We start from the raw sequence: 15,609 nt of genomic DNA on the forward strand, positions 1-15,609 counted from the left end.
AAAAGTATTGCACAAGGAGGGAGAAAAACGCCGCGATTGGCGCGACAGGGGACCCTGAATAGTATTTGCGCCAGCATGGTGCATGCTTCCGGCAGGCCGCATCGCTATCGGAACTACCGGGATAAATGTAATCCTGTCGCGGCCGGGGCATCGGCTCGGACGCGACAGGGCCGGCTCAGGCCACCGCAGATGCCTCCTCCCCTGCCATCGACCACTGCATTATTCCTCCCGCCTGGCCAGTATCGTAGAGACTACTTCCCACCAGGTCGTTGACAACCCGCGCCGCCCGCCATGCCGCCAGGCTGAGTTGTGGCTCTGCGATCCCATGTGTGTAGCGGCCGCCACCGAGGATATATACCTGCCGCCCGGTGGCACCACGGAGGTCCGCCGCAAACGCACGATTGAGGACCAGTCTTCCCTGCCCATCCAGCAAGAAACGCTCCCGCAGGGGCTCAAGGCAGTGCGGAATGGTTTCCTGCAGGCCGGTGCAGAGGATTACCAGGTCTGCGCGGTAATGTTCGGGAGCCCCCTCGAGGCTGTTATAAAGGCCCAGCTCATAACTGCCGGTGCGTGAAAGTTCGCATAGCTCGCGTCCCGGCAGAAGCGCGATGCCGTCGCCCTTCCCCTCCAGGTGCACCAATCCATAGAAGCGCCGGTAAAGCGCCTTCAGCGTGGTTGTCGAGATACCGTCAGAGGCCAGTTTCTGGGCCTCGACGATTTCTTCACGGCGCACCCCCGACAGGCGATGGAATACATCCACGTAGTCGGGGCTAAACCACGCATTAGTAAAAGGCGTTTCATCGAGTGGAAGGTAATTCTCGCGACGGGAGATCCATAGCACCCGCCGGGGGTGGCCCCAGTGACCGTCCAACAGGTTGAGAACCAACTCCGCCCCTGTCTGGCCACCGCCAACGACCGCGACCCGCAGTCCCTGCACCGCAGGTTGCCGAAGGGCGGTTTCCAGCGCGTGAAAACAGTGGTCCGAGAGCAATGGCCGCGCGCAGTCCGGTATGTACGGTTCCTTGCCGGCGGCAACACACAGATTGCGTGCCCGCACGAGCCGGCTTTTGCCCGCCACGTCCATTTCCAGCTCAAACCAGTGATCCCGGTCCATTACCCGCTCTACGCAGCTGCCCATCTGCAACCGGTTCAACCCCGCCAGCCGCTCGGCCACCCATGCCAGGTAATCGGCAAACTCGCGTCGCCCAATCGCCGGCTGGTCTGCGTTCAGGAAATCATAGAAGCGCCGTTTGGCAACCAGGTACGCAAGAAAACTGTAGGGATTGGTGGGGTCAACCGGTGTTACCAGGTCCTTGAGATAGGAAGTTTGCAACTCGGCGCCTGGCAACATCAACCCGGGATGCCAGGAATGGCTGGCTTTACTGTCAAAAAAACGATAGGCCAGCGCTTGCCGGTGCAACAAAGCAGCCACGGAGAGGTTGAAAGGACCGGCCCCGATGCCGGCCAGGTCTAGGGGAGTATCCATGCTTGGGCCTCGTTAAAATCCTTGTTCTGAAGGTTGGTGATCTGCGAGCCACAGGGGGTTCTCCAGCGGCGTACCGATAGCGGGCACGGGTCTATCGCCGGTGTCGTCATACCCCTGCTGCAGCCGCACACGGTTGATACATACCCGCTCCATGGCTGGCCGGAAGATATCGAAGCTGGCAAACCGCTCATCCATATCCGGCCAGTTACTTCGCGCTTCTTCCTGGTAGCGACGTAGTACTCCCGCCAGGGAGCGGTAGAAATCCAGTTCCTCCAGCCCAGTTTCCCGCTCCAACTGTGCAGACAGATAGCGGAGCACTGAAACAAAATGACCGGTGTATAGATCGTGCGTCAGGTGTGCCGCCGGCAGTCGCGACAGCACCTGGTCCGCGCTCGGTGGCAGTCCGTCCCGCTCGGGGAAGCGCCCCTCTGCCAGGCGCAGGTCGCCCTGGAAGTCCTTGAGCAGGACACCGTTTACGACATCATTGCGCAGCATCAGGGTCAGGTTCTGCCCGTGCGCGACCAGGCCCACCCCGTAACGGCAGAGAAGGTGGTAAAGCGGCACCACCACCCTGTCGAAAAGCTTTTGTAACCAGTCTCGCGGCCCCAGTCCGGAGGACTCGATCAGTGCACCAGCGACTGACCTGCCGTGGTCATCACATTGCAATAGGGCTCCGGCCATGAGGCAACGCTCCCCCGTACCGCAGTGTGAAACCGGGCTCTCCCGCCAGGTAACGCCGAGCATTTCCCGGTAGCGATAGGGAGTTCCCGCAACCTGTTCGTGATGTGGATGGGGCACGTGGATCCCTGCCACTTCCTGCATCACGCCCGTTTCCCGCATTTTCAGCTGAGGGTCCTCTTCACATAGTGCCTGCATCCACTGCGACAGTGCCGGACCACAGGCCATATATTGGCCGGGGATACCGCGGTAACAGGATGTATTCAGAACCGTGAGCGGCAGCTTCAGGTGCAGGGCCGCTGGTCTCTTCAGGTTCGAGAGCGTGCGCAGGGAAACCTGCGGCAGGTATTCATCGCCAAAAGTGCCGAGGTACCGGATCTGACCACGGGCAATCATCCCGCCGTAGTTATGGCGGATGTGCCGCTCCCATTGCCACGGGTGAACCGGCAAGGGCAGGTACTCATCCCAGTTTATCCCGTGAGACCGGCACCCCCTGGCAAGGCGCTGTAACTCTGACTTATCCATGCTCTGCTCGAGCAGGCATGCAAAATCCCAGTCACGGTGGTTCCCAAAAACCGCCACGCCCGGTTTCACTGCCAACCAGACCAGGCCCACACCCGCCCCCGACTCGGTACCGTAATGGGCAAACTCTCCCGCGCCCCAGCCGATACGGCCCTTGTTGACGATCGCCTTGGGATGACCATCCAGGAGACACTGGAGTTTTTCGTCCGGTAGCTTTGCAAGGGCACCCGCTGTTATTCCACGACGGGACTCCAGCAGAGCAGTATCTGCAGCCAGCGTATTGGCGGTTTCATGCAACAGGTTGCCCAGTGTGGCCGCGCTCAAAGCAAGGTCTTCACCGGCATCGACAAAAAACTGGGCCGCGTCCGTCGCTGCGGTGCGCTGGCCGTTGTAACTACGCTGTACGCTGGCGCAATCGATATCGAGCCAGGTCCAGATAGTCTCACGAGCGGCAAACTCATAATGCGCACCCGAAGCGAGCGCAACACGGTACTTGCCAGGCGTAACCTGCTCGGCTGACATTACCTCCTCATAACAGAGTTCTGCCAATGACTTGGCAATAAGCGCAGTGTTCGCACGTTCCCAGTCATGCTCTGTGGGCTGTGTCGGGGCCGTCCCTGAATTCGCTTCAGTCACAGCGACCCCCTCCAGCCATGCCGCGGAAAAAAGCACCGCGCTCTCCCATGACCAGCGCCGCACGCTTGTGGGGAAAATCAAATTCCTTCACTTTGCGCCAGCCGGGCATATGTTCGATATATTTGAGTATGCCGTGATTATCGGCGCGTGGCTCGCCGACGAGACGCTGGGTGCGATCATCATCGAGGAACATGAAATGGAAAATGCATTCGAGCCAAGCATGGGCAAAACGGCGCCCGAGAAATTCCGGGTTCCCCACCAGCAGGTGTAATCCCCGGTCATACGGTTGCGCATCGTAGTATGCCCCCAGCCGGTCTTCCATTGCCCAGTAGAGTTCAAAATAGGCGAAGGGACGACCATCAAATGCTGCGATCATTGGATCCTTGTGCGGTTCTGCCAGCACGCTTTCGATATAGCGGCGCTGCTTTCCTGCATCACCCTGTTCCTCCCAGAACTCTGCCACCCGCGGCTGGTTCATCCAGTCCACAAAGCGCTTTGTATCCAGGGCCGGATCAACACGCCGCAGGGTAAAGTCCATTCCCAGGGAATAACAGTGCCGCCGAAATACCTCACCGGCAGGCACTTCCCGGCGCAGGGGATGACGCCCCCCCTCACCTTCTCCCTGTACCCATTGCAGTGGTACGCTCCCTCCATTCACTCCCCGGTACCAGTCTCCTTGCGACTGGAAAAATTCAGCCCGTTCAATCACACCGTGGATCCCAGGGACAGCGGCCCGCAGGTTGCTGCCGGGGACAATGCGCTCAAGGGCCCCGTCGCTTGCGAACAGCCATTCCATCCATGGAGCCAGCGAATCCAGTTCGACTTGAGACGCTTCGCTTCCCGGGATATCAAGGCGAGCTTCCCCCCGGCCCAGGTCCATGCTGATTACCAGTTCCCGCCCGGACCCGAGTTCGCCATCAATTTGATTGCCACGGATAGACCAGGCACGACCGTCAGGCAATTGCCCGCAGTCACCATCCGCTCCCCCATATGTAGTCGGTACACTCAGTTCGTTAAGTACCCGTTGCCTCTTCATTGCAAGTTCCCTGTCGTTATCGATGAATCTTGTATCGGGTGGAAATTGTGGTCAGTTACCGGAGTCCTTTCGCCGCCATGCCCAGTCACGGGGCCAGCAACGGGTTATCCATGGTGTGATAGATGGCGAGCGGATCTTCCGTAGTGGTCTCATTCATGCCCCGCATGGCACACAGGAAGTTTCCCTTGGCCCAGAGTTGCTTCGAGCCGAGCAGGTAATCTAGGCAACTGGTATCCCGGCGTGGGCCGTCGGCAAGGGCCTGCAGGCGCGTGCGCAGTTGCTGCAGCAGTTCGACCTCAGACAGCACGCCCGTAGCACCCAGCGCACCAATCAGGCCGAAACAACTGTTCACAACCAGGTAATAAACGAACAACCGGTTGGCCATGGTCTCGTTGAGCAGGTTCTCGGTATCCGTTGCAAGATCCGGCAGGTAGGGCCGTAACAGGGATTTACCCAGTGGGCTATAGGCACTGCCCTGGCAATCACGGAAGTACCCGGCTCGGGGCAGGTCGCCCTCGAATGCGATAATCAGGTTCTGTTGGTGGGCGCCGTACAACAGCCCGTAATCAGACTGGGCAATCAGCAGGGGTTCAACAATCACATCCAGGAACCGCCCGAACCATTCGCGCGCAGCATTAGCGACAGGTATTCCCTGCGTCTTGGCATGGCGATAAATCATCTGTGCCGCCCGGCAGTCCGCCCTCCCCGGGTGGTCCTGGGTCAGGGTCGCGAGAAGACTGGTATTTCGGGCAGCATGACCGAGGAAAGGGTTTTCCCGGAACATCACCAGGCTCTCAGTTACAGGCTGGTCGTCCCGGTCGAGTAACAGCAGGTAAGCGGGTTCCGCCAACACTGCAAAATGCGGGTAGCGCTCGGCGAACTCCCGCCCCACCGGTGTGCGCTGCACCCGGGGCACTTCCAGCCCGCGGGCCATTTCCCTGGGTAGCAGGGTGCGCACGGAATTGGTAAGGCGCAGGCTGAGTGAGAACTTGAGCATGAAAGGGCTGTCCTCGCTGTACAAAGCCCGCAATGAGGAAGTAGCCCGCCACGGCCGGGTGCCGGAACCCAGCTGCAGGATATCGCCGCTCTGCAGGAGCGCAGCGACCCGGGCATCCCGGCGCAGCTGCTGCCACTGCCACGGATGCGCGGGAAATGGGATAAACCCCTCGGGAAAGGGCTGGCCGGTAAACTCCTCGTGCCATAGGCTGCAGGCAAACTCATCGGCCGTGTCGCTGCTTCCGCTGCCACCCCCAAGGCGTTCCGCTGCCACAGCAAGCCACTGGAGGGGAAAGCCCCGGCCAAATTCAGGCGCGTACTGCATTGCTTCAGAGTCCGTAAGCGGCTCTCGACTCTTTGGCGTCGGGTGCATGGCATGACCGCACAGGAGTGCCTGCTCCGCATCGGCAAAGTCCAGCGGTGCGGAGAATATCGTCGTAAATTCCTCGCGCCGCGCCTCAATCGCCAGGGACATATTGCGCACGCTCTCTTCAGTACGCCGGACGAACTCGCGCCGGGAATCCGGCCCTGCATCGGGGAAAAAGCCCTGTTCCCCCGCAACGAGTTCCGCTGCATCCGTGAGGGAAATTACTTCGCACTGGCCCTGCCCGCGCTCTACCAGCAATGGCAGCTCGAACTGGTGCCGACCAGCCCTGCTGCGGTAGCGGACACTGAGCCACAGGCGCGCAGCGCTTTGCGGCAGCTCGAGCGCGACTGCGGGAGGCGTTACGGCCGCGGGTAGTCCAGCCGCGGTCTCATGCCACTGTCCCACCCCACTCTCACGTAGCAGCGCGTTGAAAAAGCTGTTGGCAGACAGCCTCTCGGCATCCCGGCACTCACTCGCCGGAGCAGCCCCTGTCTGCGTAACTGTTCCCTGCCCTGCCATTTCCCGCTGTCCCAACAGGTGCTGTAAGGCCTCTCCCATGGACTGACTCCTGTATTCCGCTGTTCGCGCACCGATTCCGGCGATACTCCGGTGCAATCCCCACGGATTCTCTGCTCAGCGGGGAATGCCGAATCCACCCAACCCGGGCCGATACTCCGACAAAGGCAAATAAATTCAAATACGAATCATTTGCATTATTAAAAGCATGAAGATACTTTAGCCGCGTTGCAACCGCCAAATGAGAAAAATTCACCGATCCCCAACCGGGGATAGGACCGGTGCCATGGAATCAGGTGGCTGACAGAGAGGAAGGCGAGATTGGAATGAAAGTTGGTGTGAATGCTTCAGGTGCGAAGCCGCATTCCTGGCGACTTTACGTGGTGGTCGCCAGCCAGGGGGCTGCACAGGTTATCCTGTTGTCACTGGTTCCGGTCATTGCCCGGCAGTGCAGCCTTGATCTTGCCGCTATTGGCAGCCTTGTCGCGGTTGGGACGCTGTCCCTGATGGCATCAAGCCGGGCCTGGGGAATCGCGAGCGACCGTTACGGCCGCCGGCCAGTCCTCCTGCTCAGCCTGTTCGGGACACTGATAGCGCAGGCATCGTTCGTGACTCTGCTGCTGTTGCTGGCTGCCAGGGAAATCAATGGCGCCACCGCAATGCTGCTACTCGGGTTGAGCCGGATTCTCTACGGTATCAGCGCCGCCGGGGTTTATCCTGCTTGCCAGGCCTGGGCAGTCGATCTGTCCCGTCCCGGCCGGGAACTCGCAGCCCTGTCTTCCGTGTCTGCAGCAGCCAACCTCGGTCGGGGATTCGGCCCGTTGCTTGTAATAGCAACACTCGGAAGCGGGGAAATCTGGACTCTGGGCTGGCTTGCACTGCTGCCCCTGATCGGCCTCATGGTAATCACTGGCAGCGGGCGGGGGAGTCGCGCTCCCGGGGTGCTGCCGGTGGCGCCCCGGAACACCGGGCTACCGATGGCCCTGTTTGCCCTTGCGGTTCTGGGCACGGCCTCAATCGGCCAGCTGCAACTGGCACTGGGTCCGGTGCTGATGGATTATTATGGACATGAGGCGGGCAACGCCTCTTCCACCGCCGCGCTAATCCTGGTCGCTGCCGCCGGCTGTGGCGCACTGGTTCAGTGGACACTGGGGAAAAGACTGCGCGGGCCCCGCACTGCCCTGGCGCTCGGGGCCCTGCTATTCGCGGCGGGTGCCGCCATTGCCAACCTCAGCCTGGGAAGCTGGCCGGCTTTCCCGGGATTACTCCTGGTGGTGGCAGGTGCTGCGCTGCTGATACCCGGCTACACGACACTGCTTGCTGCGCAGGGCAGCCAGGGCTTCGGGCGGCAGTTCGGCAGCCTGTCACTACTGCACACTGGCGGATATACCCTCGGTTTTGCTGTGGGCGGCTGGATCTACCAGGCGATGCCGCAGGCCCCACTTTCGGGCTTATTGCTGGGCGCCGTGCTGATTGCGGTAATCACACTGCTCAAACTGGCACAGGGTCACAGGCGGGCCAGTGAGAAACCCTCGCACCAGCCCGCAAAATAAGCGGCTACGATAACCGGGCTCAGGACCAGATCCACTTGAGTGGATTGATGTCAGAGATAACGCTCCCAGAAGAGCGCCGCCCCGTGCGCCTCGTCGAGGATATAAGGCTTGAAACCAGACTTGCGGTAAGCGGTCTGCGCCGGCAGGTTCTTTTCCAGCACTTCCATTGTCAGTTTGCAGCAGCCTCTCACCCGTGCCTCTGTCACCACCAGGTCGAGCATGGCAGCGCAGATGCCGGCGCCGCGGGCATCCCGGTGAACCACCACATCGTGAATATTCACCAGGGGCGCGCACTGGAAAGTCGAGAACCCGGTAAAGCAGTTGACCAGGCCGACCGCACGCCCCTCACTGTAGGCAAGCACAGTAAAAGCCCCGGGAAACTTGCCCAGCTTCTCCACCAGCTCTGCGCGGCAACGCTCACTGAGCGGTTCACCCCCGCCGAAGGGATCGCGGGAATAGTGGTCCATCAATGCGACGATATCCGCCCCGTGGCGCGGGTCACTGTAATCCGCCAGGCAAATGCCCACAGACAGGTCGGGTGCTTTGGCGACTTCGGGTTGGTCGGTGGTCATACTCCACTCCAGTTGCAGATTCGATGAATGTCTTCAGGAGGCAGGCCCGGCGCCATTTCAGGAGCTGGAATCCCCTTCTTTCCGGCCATTTTTTTCATCTTCGGGAAACAACCGCTTATAGCTGCGTATGCGGGTCCGCTGCTTCAACAGCCATCGCACCCGGGTCCGGTGGCGACAGAGGGGCGTGGCGCGGAAGGCGCGGCGGCGGGTGCGCAGGGAGAGCCGGGCGGGACGACGACGGGCCATAATCAGGAAACCCCAGTTAAAAGTCTCTTGTTCCAGACCGGCCAGCGCCTGCTAGGGCCAGATAATACCGGTCGGCTGGGAGGCAGCTTACCAGATACGCGGGACCGCAGACGACGCCCCGGGACGGTACTCCCAAAACTTGGCCGGCCGGGGTAAACCGGATATGCTCTGTGCACTGTCCGACCAAAGGGTCAACCCGCATTCATACTGGGAAACGATATTGCACCCGCTCAAGCACCTGTTAAAAAACAATCAACAATGGTCCCTGGCTACGCGGCGGGAAAAGCCGGACTTTTTCGTCAAACTGTCCAGGCAACAGACGCCCGAGTACCTGTGGATCGGATGCGCCGACAGCCGTGTTCCCGCCAATGAGATCGTCGGCCTGCTGCCGGGTGAGCTGTTCGTACACCGCAATGTCGCCAATGTTGTGGTGCACACTGACCTCAATTGCCTGTCGGTGCTGCAGTACGCGGTGGAGATCCTCAAGGTCAAGCACATCATCGTCTGCGGCCACTACGGCTGTGGCGGCGTCCAGGCGGCCCTGGAAAACCAGCAGCTGGGCCTGATCGATAACTGGCTGCGCCATATCCAGGACGTGCGGGAAAAACACCACACCCTGATCGACCTGTTCCAGCAGAAAGAGCGGATCGACCTGTTGTGCGAACTGAACGTACTTGAACAGGTCATTCATGTCTGCCAGACCACCATCGTTCGCGACGCCTGGCGCAAGGGCCAGAAACTGTCAGTCAATGGCTGGGTCTACGGCCTGCGGGACGGACTGGTGCACGACCTGGGCATATCCGTAACCCACCCCGGCGAGATTGCCGAGGTCTATCACAGCGCGCTGACCAATATCGCCCAGCGCGACGTCGAGTAGCAGACTTAGCCCGCGATTTTCCTTACACTGCCACGCTTACCTCGCCGGGCCAGGAACGGCGAGGACGGTAGTGCCTGCCTGTTTTTCCATCTCGGTCCGGGCCGCATACCGCATTCACGCATAATTAGTCGGGGGAGCAATGACTGAATACCGTGTCTGGGAATGCCAGATCTGTGGCTGGGTTTACGACGAATCCAAGGGCTGGCCGGAGGACGGCATCGCCCCGGGTACCCGCTGGGAGGACATCCCGGAAGACTGGAGCTGTCCCGAGTGCGGCGCGGCGAAGGAAGAGTTTGTGATGCTCGAGGTGAAGGCCGCCGCCGAACCTGCCCCCGGTACAGCAGCCGTATCCACCACCCACAGCGGCCCGGCAAAAGCAGAATCCTCAGCACAGGTGCCGACGGGTACCCGCATCTGGGAATGCATGGTATGCGGCTGGGTTTACGATGAATCCAGGGGCTGGCCGGAAGACGGCATTGCCCCGGGCACCCGCTGGGAAGATATACCCGAAGACTGGTGCTGCCCGCAGTGCGGCGTGGGTAAGGAAGAATTCGATATGGTGCTGGTATCCGATGGCGCGGAAGCACCGGAGCCCGAAGCGGCACCGACCCCGGCCATCGACGGCAACGCCGAGCCCCTGGTGATCATCGGCACCGGCCTGGCTGGCTACAACCTGGCACGTGAATTCCGCAAGCTGGATCGCACCACACCGCTGGTGCTGGTTACCGCAGACGATGGCACTTTCTACTCCAAGCCGTTGCTGTCCGCGTCACTGGCCCATGGCAAGACACCCCAGCAGCTGGCCAACAGCTCCGCGGAGGAGATGGCGCGGGAACTGGATGCCGAAATCCTGGTACACACCCATGTAAACAATATCGAAACGGCCACGCGAACCCTGACCGTGGCACCGGTGAACGGCAGCCACCAGGCGACCTTGCGTTACGGCAAGCTGGTTCTGGCCACCGGTGCCAGCTGCCGTCCGCTGCCCGCCATCGAGGGTGATGGCCTGGCCCGCCTGTTCCGCGTCAACAGCCTCGACGACTACCACGGTTTCCGCACCGCGCTGGCCGGCAGGCGCCGGGTACTGTTACTGGGCGCCGGGCTGATCGGCTGTGAATTCGCCAACGACCTGGTGCAGGCGGGCTACGAGGTCAATGTGGTCGATCCCCTGCCCTGGCCCCTGGCCACGCTGCTGCCGGAGACCGCCGGCCGCGACCTGCGGCGCAAGCTGGAAAGTGCCGGCGTGCGCTTCCATCCCAGGAGCTGCCTCACCCGACTGGATCGACAGGGTAGCGGGCTGCGAGCAGAACTGGACAATGGCAAGACCCTCGAGGTGGATATTGCCCTCGCGGCCCTGGGCCTGCAGGCCAATACCGGACTGGCGGAAATGGCCGGACTGGACGTGGACCGGGGCATCCGGGTGGACCGCCACCTGCGTACCAGTGACAGCAGCGTGTTTGCCCTCGGTGACTGCGCCGAGGTCGAGGGCCACCAGCTCTACTTCGTGGCACCGTTGATGGCCTGTGCACGTGCGCTGGCAAAGACCCTCAGTGGCGAACCTGAAGCCGTACGCTACGGCGCCATCCCGGTGGCGGTGAAGACGACCCTGCGACCCACTACCGTGTGCCCGCCGCGTTCCGGGGCCGAGGGCGAATGGCACGTGCAGGCGGACAGTGATGGTGTGCAGGCGGAATTCCGCGACAACAGCGGCCAGCTACTGGGCTTTGCACTGACGGGATCACGCATCGCTGCGCGGGATGAACTGGTATCCCGGTGTGCACCGCTGATGCAGGCTGACCAGTAAGTCACACCCCGGATAGCCGCCCGCGGGGGGCTATCCGGGGGGCAACGTTTTTCCGCAGGATGCAAAACGCGCAATAAGCCAGATTTTCGCGTAGAATGGCCGCCAACCTTAAATTTGCTCAATTTTTAAACGACGGTATGACCACAGACAGCACCACAGCGTCCTCTCCCGCCACCCAGCCGGACCGCGCCCTGCGCGACACCCTGGGGCTGTTCGCCACTGGCGTGACCGTGGTCACCACCACCGACGCGGCCGGGCAACCTGTGGGCATGACCGTGAACAGCTTCAATTCCGTATCGCTGGACCCGCCCCTGGTGCTGTGGAGCATCGACAAGCAGTCCCTGGGTTACGATGCCTTTACCGCCGAGGGGCACTTTGCGGTGCATGTGCTCAAGTCCGACCAGCAGCATATCTCCAACCTTTTCGCCGGCCGTGGTGCCGACAAGTTTGGCCACGTGCAGTGGCGGCCGGGCCCGCACCAGGTTCCCCTGCTGGACGACTGTGCGGCCCTGTTCCAGTGCCGCCTGGCCCAGTGTATCGAGGGCGGTGATCACACCATCCTGCTGGGCGAAGTGACCGATTTCACCGCCTCGGGCGGCGAGCCTCTGGTTTTCCACCGCGGCCGCTACCGCGCCCTGGCCGGAGACTGACAGGCCACTGGCGCCCCCGGCTCCGCCGGGGGCGTACCACCCGCCAAAACTGCATTTAAGACCCTTCCCGCGCTTGGTTGCCCTGTCATTTTGACGTCATAATTCAGGGGCAAACTGTAAAGTGAGCACTTTTTGAGCAGCGACCTATGCAGACACCCGGCTCTCTCTTCTGCTTCGCCCACCGCGGCTACCGGCAGAAAGCCACTGAGAACACCCTGCAGGCCATCGAGCACGCACTGGAGTTCGACGTGGACGGTATCGAGATCGATATCTGGAATATCGGTGGCCAGCTGCTCGTCAAGCACGACCGGCGCCTGGGCCGGTTGATTGCCGGCAGCGAACTGCTCACCGACCTTTGCCCCAATGCCCTGCGCGAAAAACTGCTGCCCTGTGGGGGGCGCGTACCCACCCTGCGCGAGGTGCTGGAAACCGTGGGCAACCACTGCCAGCTCAATATTGAAATCAAGGGCCCCAGCTGCGCCGCGCTGGTGGCAGAGGAACTGGAATCCTTTGTCCGCGACACCGGTGCCAGCTTCGAGCAGTACCTGGTATCTTCCTTCGATCACCGCCAGCTCTATGAGAGCCTGCAGATGATCCCGGAAGTCCGCCGCGGCGTGTTATTGGGCAGTATCCCCCTGGACCTGGCCGCCTGTGCCGAGCCGCTCAAGGCCTACTCCATGCACCTGAGCCTGGATTTCGTCGATGCCGAGCTGATTGCCGACGGCAAGCGTCGCGGGCTGCGCAATTATGTGTTCACGGTCAACAACCTCGACGACCTGCACCTGGTCGCCGCCATGGGCGCCGATGGCGTTTTCACCGACGAACCGCAGCTGGTGATGAACTACAATGCTGCCCGCACTGCAGAAGTCCTGTTCCTCAATGAGGAAGAACAGGATTCCCGCCCCGCCGGACCACTCTGACAAGCATATGCACCGACAGCTGCTTTGAAGCAAAAGCAGCTGGACAGAAACAAAAAAAGCCGGCGCAAGCGCCGGCTTTTTTTGTTGGTTGCCCGGGAACGGGTCAGAACTGCGCGCTGGCCCGCAGGTACCAGAAGCCTCCGTTAAAGCCAAACGGCGAGGTCAGGGACTGCTGCACTCCCAGGAACTGCAGCGTCGGGTCCGCTTCCTCATCAGCCTCGACATCAAAGATATTCTCACCGCCGACAGCCACCTTGTAGTTGTCTGCCAGGTTGAAGGTCACCTCGAGGTCAGTCAGCAGCTCGCCGCTATACGTAGCCGGGCCAGACTCAAACAGGCCGCCGGTGGATTCCCAGTCGCTGTAGCGATTGAAACGCAGGTAACCATTCACCAGGCCGCCGGTGTCGTAGTCGAAGGTCAGCGTGGTGCGGTCGCTGGGCACCTGGTTTTCCAGGTCGTAAACGCGCAGGTCATTGATCGTGTTGGCAGCAACATCGGTCACTTCCTGCTGGTTGTGATTGTGGCGCAGGTCCACCACCAGCAGGTTGCCGGCAACTTCGAAGTCGCTGGTGATCGCCAGGTCGATGCCACTGACCTCGGAATCATAGGCGTTTACGAAGAAGTTGGCATTACTTCCCTGCAGCAGTGCGGCATCCTCGATTCCGGCGTTCGACAGCAGGGCTACCTCGTCTGCGCCAATGGTGTTATTGCGCAGTGCCAGTCGGTCCTGGATGTCGATGTTGTAGTAATCGATAGTGATACTGGTGTTGTCCAGCGGGTTGATCACGGCACCGATGGTAAAGCTGGTGGACTCTTCCGGGTTCAGTGCCACCGCGCCGAGAGCTTCAGCGACCGGGTGATTGACCGGGTAGGTACCGTTCGGAATCAGGTTACCGCTGGCATCTGCAGTGGTGGTGACATTGAGCGTATTCACCTGGCCCGGGGTCGGCGCACGGAAACCGGTATTCATGGTAGCCCGCAGCGCGAAAGCCTCACTGAAGTCGTAACGGCCGGAGAGTTTCCAGTCCGAGGTAGAACCAAACTGGTCAAAATCCTCGTAGCGCAGCGCCGCACCCACTGTCAGCTGGTCAGTGATATCCGTTTCCAGGTCCACATAAGTTGCGACGCTGTCGCTGTCGTAACTTCCGGCAGCCTCTTCCGGGAAGCCCTGGAACCCGTCGGAGCCCACGCCAAATTGTGCGGCGGTCGGACCGGATACAATCGATGCCTCGTCACCGGCACCTATCTTGTAGGTCTCGCGACGCCACTCCATACCGAAAGCCACGTTCAGGGGCGACGCAAAGGCCGCTATATCAACCGGTTGCACAAAGTCGGCATTCACACTGGTCTCTTCCTGGGTCAGTGTGCCCGGATTGAAAGACGTCGGCGACAGTGCACCAAGGCTCGGGTTGATGGAGTCCTTCAGTACGTAGGAAACCTCGTTTTCCGCCGTGCGAGCCCGCACATCCCAGCTCAGGCCGGAAGCCAGCTCGCCACGTGCACCGAATACCGCTGACAGGTCGGTAATATTGGCGCCGAACTGTGGGTTGTAGCCGCCGGGAAACATGGAGTAAATCGGGTTGCGCAGCACGTAGCCACTGGGGCTCGAGGCATCGGCCACCAGGTAGTCGGATGGGGTCAGCCCCTGGCCGACAATGCTGTCGATGAGCGACTGCGGTGCGGGATCGGGCATAAAGTCGCCATCCCCGTCTACCTGCAGTGTGCCGCGGGCAGCGAATTCATACTGCGGCTCCAGCACCGGTCCGCGGTAGAAGAAATCCGAAATGGTCTCGTTGTCAGAGTACCCGAGGTTGCCGTACAGCTCGACGCTCTCGCTGAGATCGTAGCCGGCGTTCACGAATAGCTTCGTGGTTTCCACTTCCGGGTCGCCCCAGCGCTGGCCGAGGCCTTCCAGCGGCACCAGGTCCTCACCGACAACACTGCCGACAAATTCCGCATCCGGGCGGGCCGCACCGCGCCATGTCTTGTCAGCCGTAGAGCGCTCGATGGTCGTGTTCACAAAACCACGATCGCCCAGACCGAAACCGGCGTTTACGGAAACACTGTTGCGGGTGCCATCGCCCTCAAAATACTCACCGGTCTGCGCCGCTACATTAATGCCCTCGGCATCGTCTTTCAGGATCACGTTAACCACGCCCGCGATGGCATCGGAGCCATACTGGGCCGAGGCGCCATCCCGAAGTACTTCCACACGCTCAATTGCGGCAGACGGCAGGGCAGAGAAGTCCACCGCCTGGGCACCCTGGTTAACAGTACCCAGTGGGGCCACCTGCAGGTTTACCAGCGCCGAGCGGTGCCGGCGGGTACCGTTCACCAGCACCAGGGTCTGGTCCGGGGACAGGTTACGTAAGGTCACCGGGCGGATAAATGCGGTACCGTCGGCAATCGGGAAGCGCTGGGTATTGAATGAAGGCGCAATCTTGGACAGCGACTCGGTCAGGTCAAAGCTCGCCTGGTCGGCCAGGTCGCCCCCACCAACCACATCCACCGGAGACAGGGTCTCGGTGGGCAATGTGCCCTCCCGCCGCGTACCGGTGGCAATCACTTCTTCCATAACCCGGTTGTCGGCACCGGGCGTGGACTCTTCCTGCTCCTGGGCGAAAGCCCCGGAAACCGGCACCGCCAGGGCGGCGGCAATCGCCAGTGACAACGGCTTGAATGAATATCTACTCATGATGGGCCCGTCCTCTCTCTTATGGTTATTCCATCGAGCTTCCCGCCATCTGATA

Annotated in this window: 11 protein-coding genes; 5 read left to right on the forward strand and 6 right to left on the reverse strand. The window is 61.2% G+C overall.

Annotation, left to right across the window (positions count from 1 at the left end):
- Positions 1-175: 175 nt before the first annotated feature.
- The 4 genes from ACH6CX_RS10435 to ACH6CX_RS10450 all read right to left on the reverse strand — a co-directional run bounded on the left by ACH6CX_RS10435 (position 176) and on the right by ACH6CX_RS10450 (position 6,279).
- Positions 176-1,486 carry a lysine N(6)-hydroxylase/L-ornithine N(5)-oxygenase family protein gene (locus ACH6CX_RS10435; protein WP_237064039.1) on the reverse strand — a complete coding sequence of 437 codons (1,311 nt, stop codon included), beginning with the start codon at positions 1,484-1,486 and terminating at the stop codon, positions 176-178.
- Positions 1,487-1,498: 12 nt separating this feature from the next.
- Complete coding sequence (locus ACH6CX_RS10440; protein WP_237064041.1) at positions 1,499-3,208, reverse strand: IucA/IucC family siderophore biosynthesis protein; 1,710 nt, start codon at positions 3,206-3,208, stop codon at positions 1,499-1,501.
- A 106-nt stretch (positions 3,209-3,314) separates the two neighbouring features.
- Entirely contained in the window at positions 3,315-4,283 is a 969-nt protein-coding gene (locus tag ACH6CX_RS10445; protein ID WP_237064043.1) for a GNAT family N-acetyltransferase, read from the reverse strand.
- 160 nt (positions 4,284-4,443) lie between these two features.
- On the reverse strand, positions 4,444-6,279 hold the full coding sequence (locus tag ACH6CX_RS10450; protein ID WP_237064044.1) for an IucA/IucC family siderophore biosynthesis protein: 1,836 nt from the start codon (positions 6,277-6,279) through the stop codon (positions 4,444-4,446).
- Between the two features lie 284 nt (positions 6,280-6,563).
- On the opposite strand from ACH6CX_RS10450, the gene ACH6CX_RS10455 reads away from it, so the two are divergent.
- Positions 6,564-7,790 carry an MFS transporter gene (locus ACH6CX_RS10455; protein WP_237064046.1) on the forward strand — a complete coding sequence of 409 codons (1,227 nt, stop codon included), beginning with the start codon at positions 6,564-6,566 and terminating at the stop codon, positions 7,788-7,790.
- Between the two features lie 50 nt (positions 7,791-7,840).
- On the opposite strand, the gene ACH6CX_RS10460 is transcribed toward ACH6CX_RS10455, so the two are convergent.
- Positions 7,841-8,362 carry a GNAT family N-acetyltransferase gene (locus ACH6CX_RS10460; RefSeq protein ID WP_237064048.1) on the reverse strand — a complete coding sequence of 174 codons (522 nt, stop codon included), beginning with the start codon at positions 8,360-8,362 and terminating at the stop codon, positions 7,841-7,843.
- A gap of 466 nt (positions 8,363-8,828) precedes the next feature.
- Between ACH6CX_RS10460 and can the strand changes: the two genes are divergently transcribed.
- From can to ACH6CX_RS10480, 4 genes are all read left to right on the forward strand, one after another.
- Positions 8,829-9,485: a carbonate dehydratase gene (gene can, locus ACH6CX_RS10465; RefSeq protein ID WP_233006036.1), complete on the forward strand. Its 657-nt coding sequence runs from the start codon at positions 8,829-8,831 to the stop codon at positions 9,483-9,485.
- A 139-nt stretch (positions 9,486-9,624) separates the two neighbouring features.
- Positions 9,625-11,289, forward strand: a complete 1,665-nt coding sequence (locus ACH6CX_RS10470) for an FAD-dependent oxidoreductase (protein WP_233006037.1) — start codon at positions 9,625-9,627, stop codon at positions 11,287-11,289.
- Positions 11,290-11,426: 137 nt separating this feature from the next.
- Positions 11,427-11,939 carry a flavin reductase family protein gene (locus tag ACH6CX_RS10475; protein ID WP_233006038.1) on the forward strand — a complete coding sequence of 171 codons (513 nt, stop codon included), beginning with the start codon at positions 11,427-11,429 and terminating at the stop codon, positions 11,937-11,939.
- Between the two features lie 146 nt (positions 11,940-12,085).
- Positions 12,086-12,859 carry a glycerophosphodiester phosphodiesterase gene (locus tag ACH6CX_RS10480; RefSeq protein WP_237064050.1) on the forward strand — a complete coding sequence of 258 codons (774 nt, stop codon included), beginning with the start codon at positions 12,086-12,088 and terminating at the stop codon, positions 12,857-12,859.
- Positions 12,860-12,962: 103 nt separating this feature from the next.
- On the opposite strand, the gene ACH6CX_RS10485 is transcribed toward ACH6CX_RS10480, so the two are convergent.
- Positions 12,963-15,554, reverse strand: a complete 2,592-nt coding sequence (locus tag ACH6CX_RS10485) for a TonB-dependent siderophore receptor (RefSeq protein WP_233006040.1) — start codon at positions 15,552-15,554, stop codon at positions 12,963-12,965.
- Positions 15,555-15,609 lie beyond the last annotated feature (55 nt).

It is taken from the genome of Microbulbifer sp. JSM ZJ756, from assembly GCF_044383805.1.
Classification (GTDB): domain Bacteria; phylum Pseudomonadota; class Gammaproteobacteria; order Pseudomonadales; family Cellvibrionaceae; genus Microbulbifer; species Microbulbifer zhoushanensis.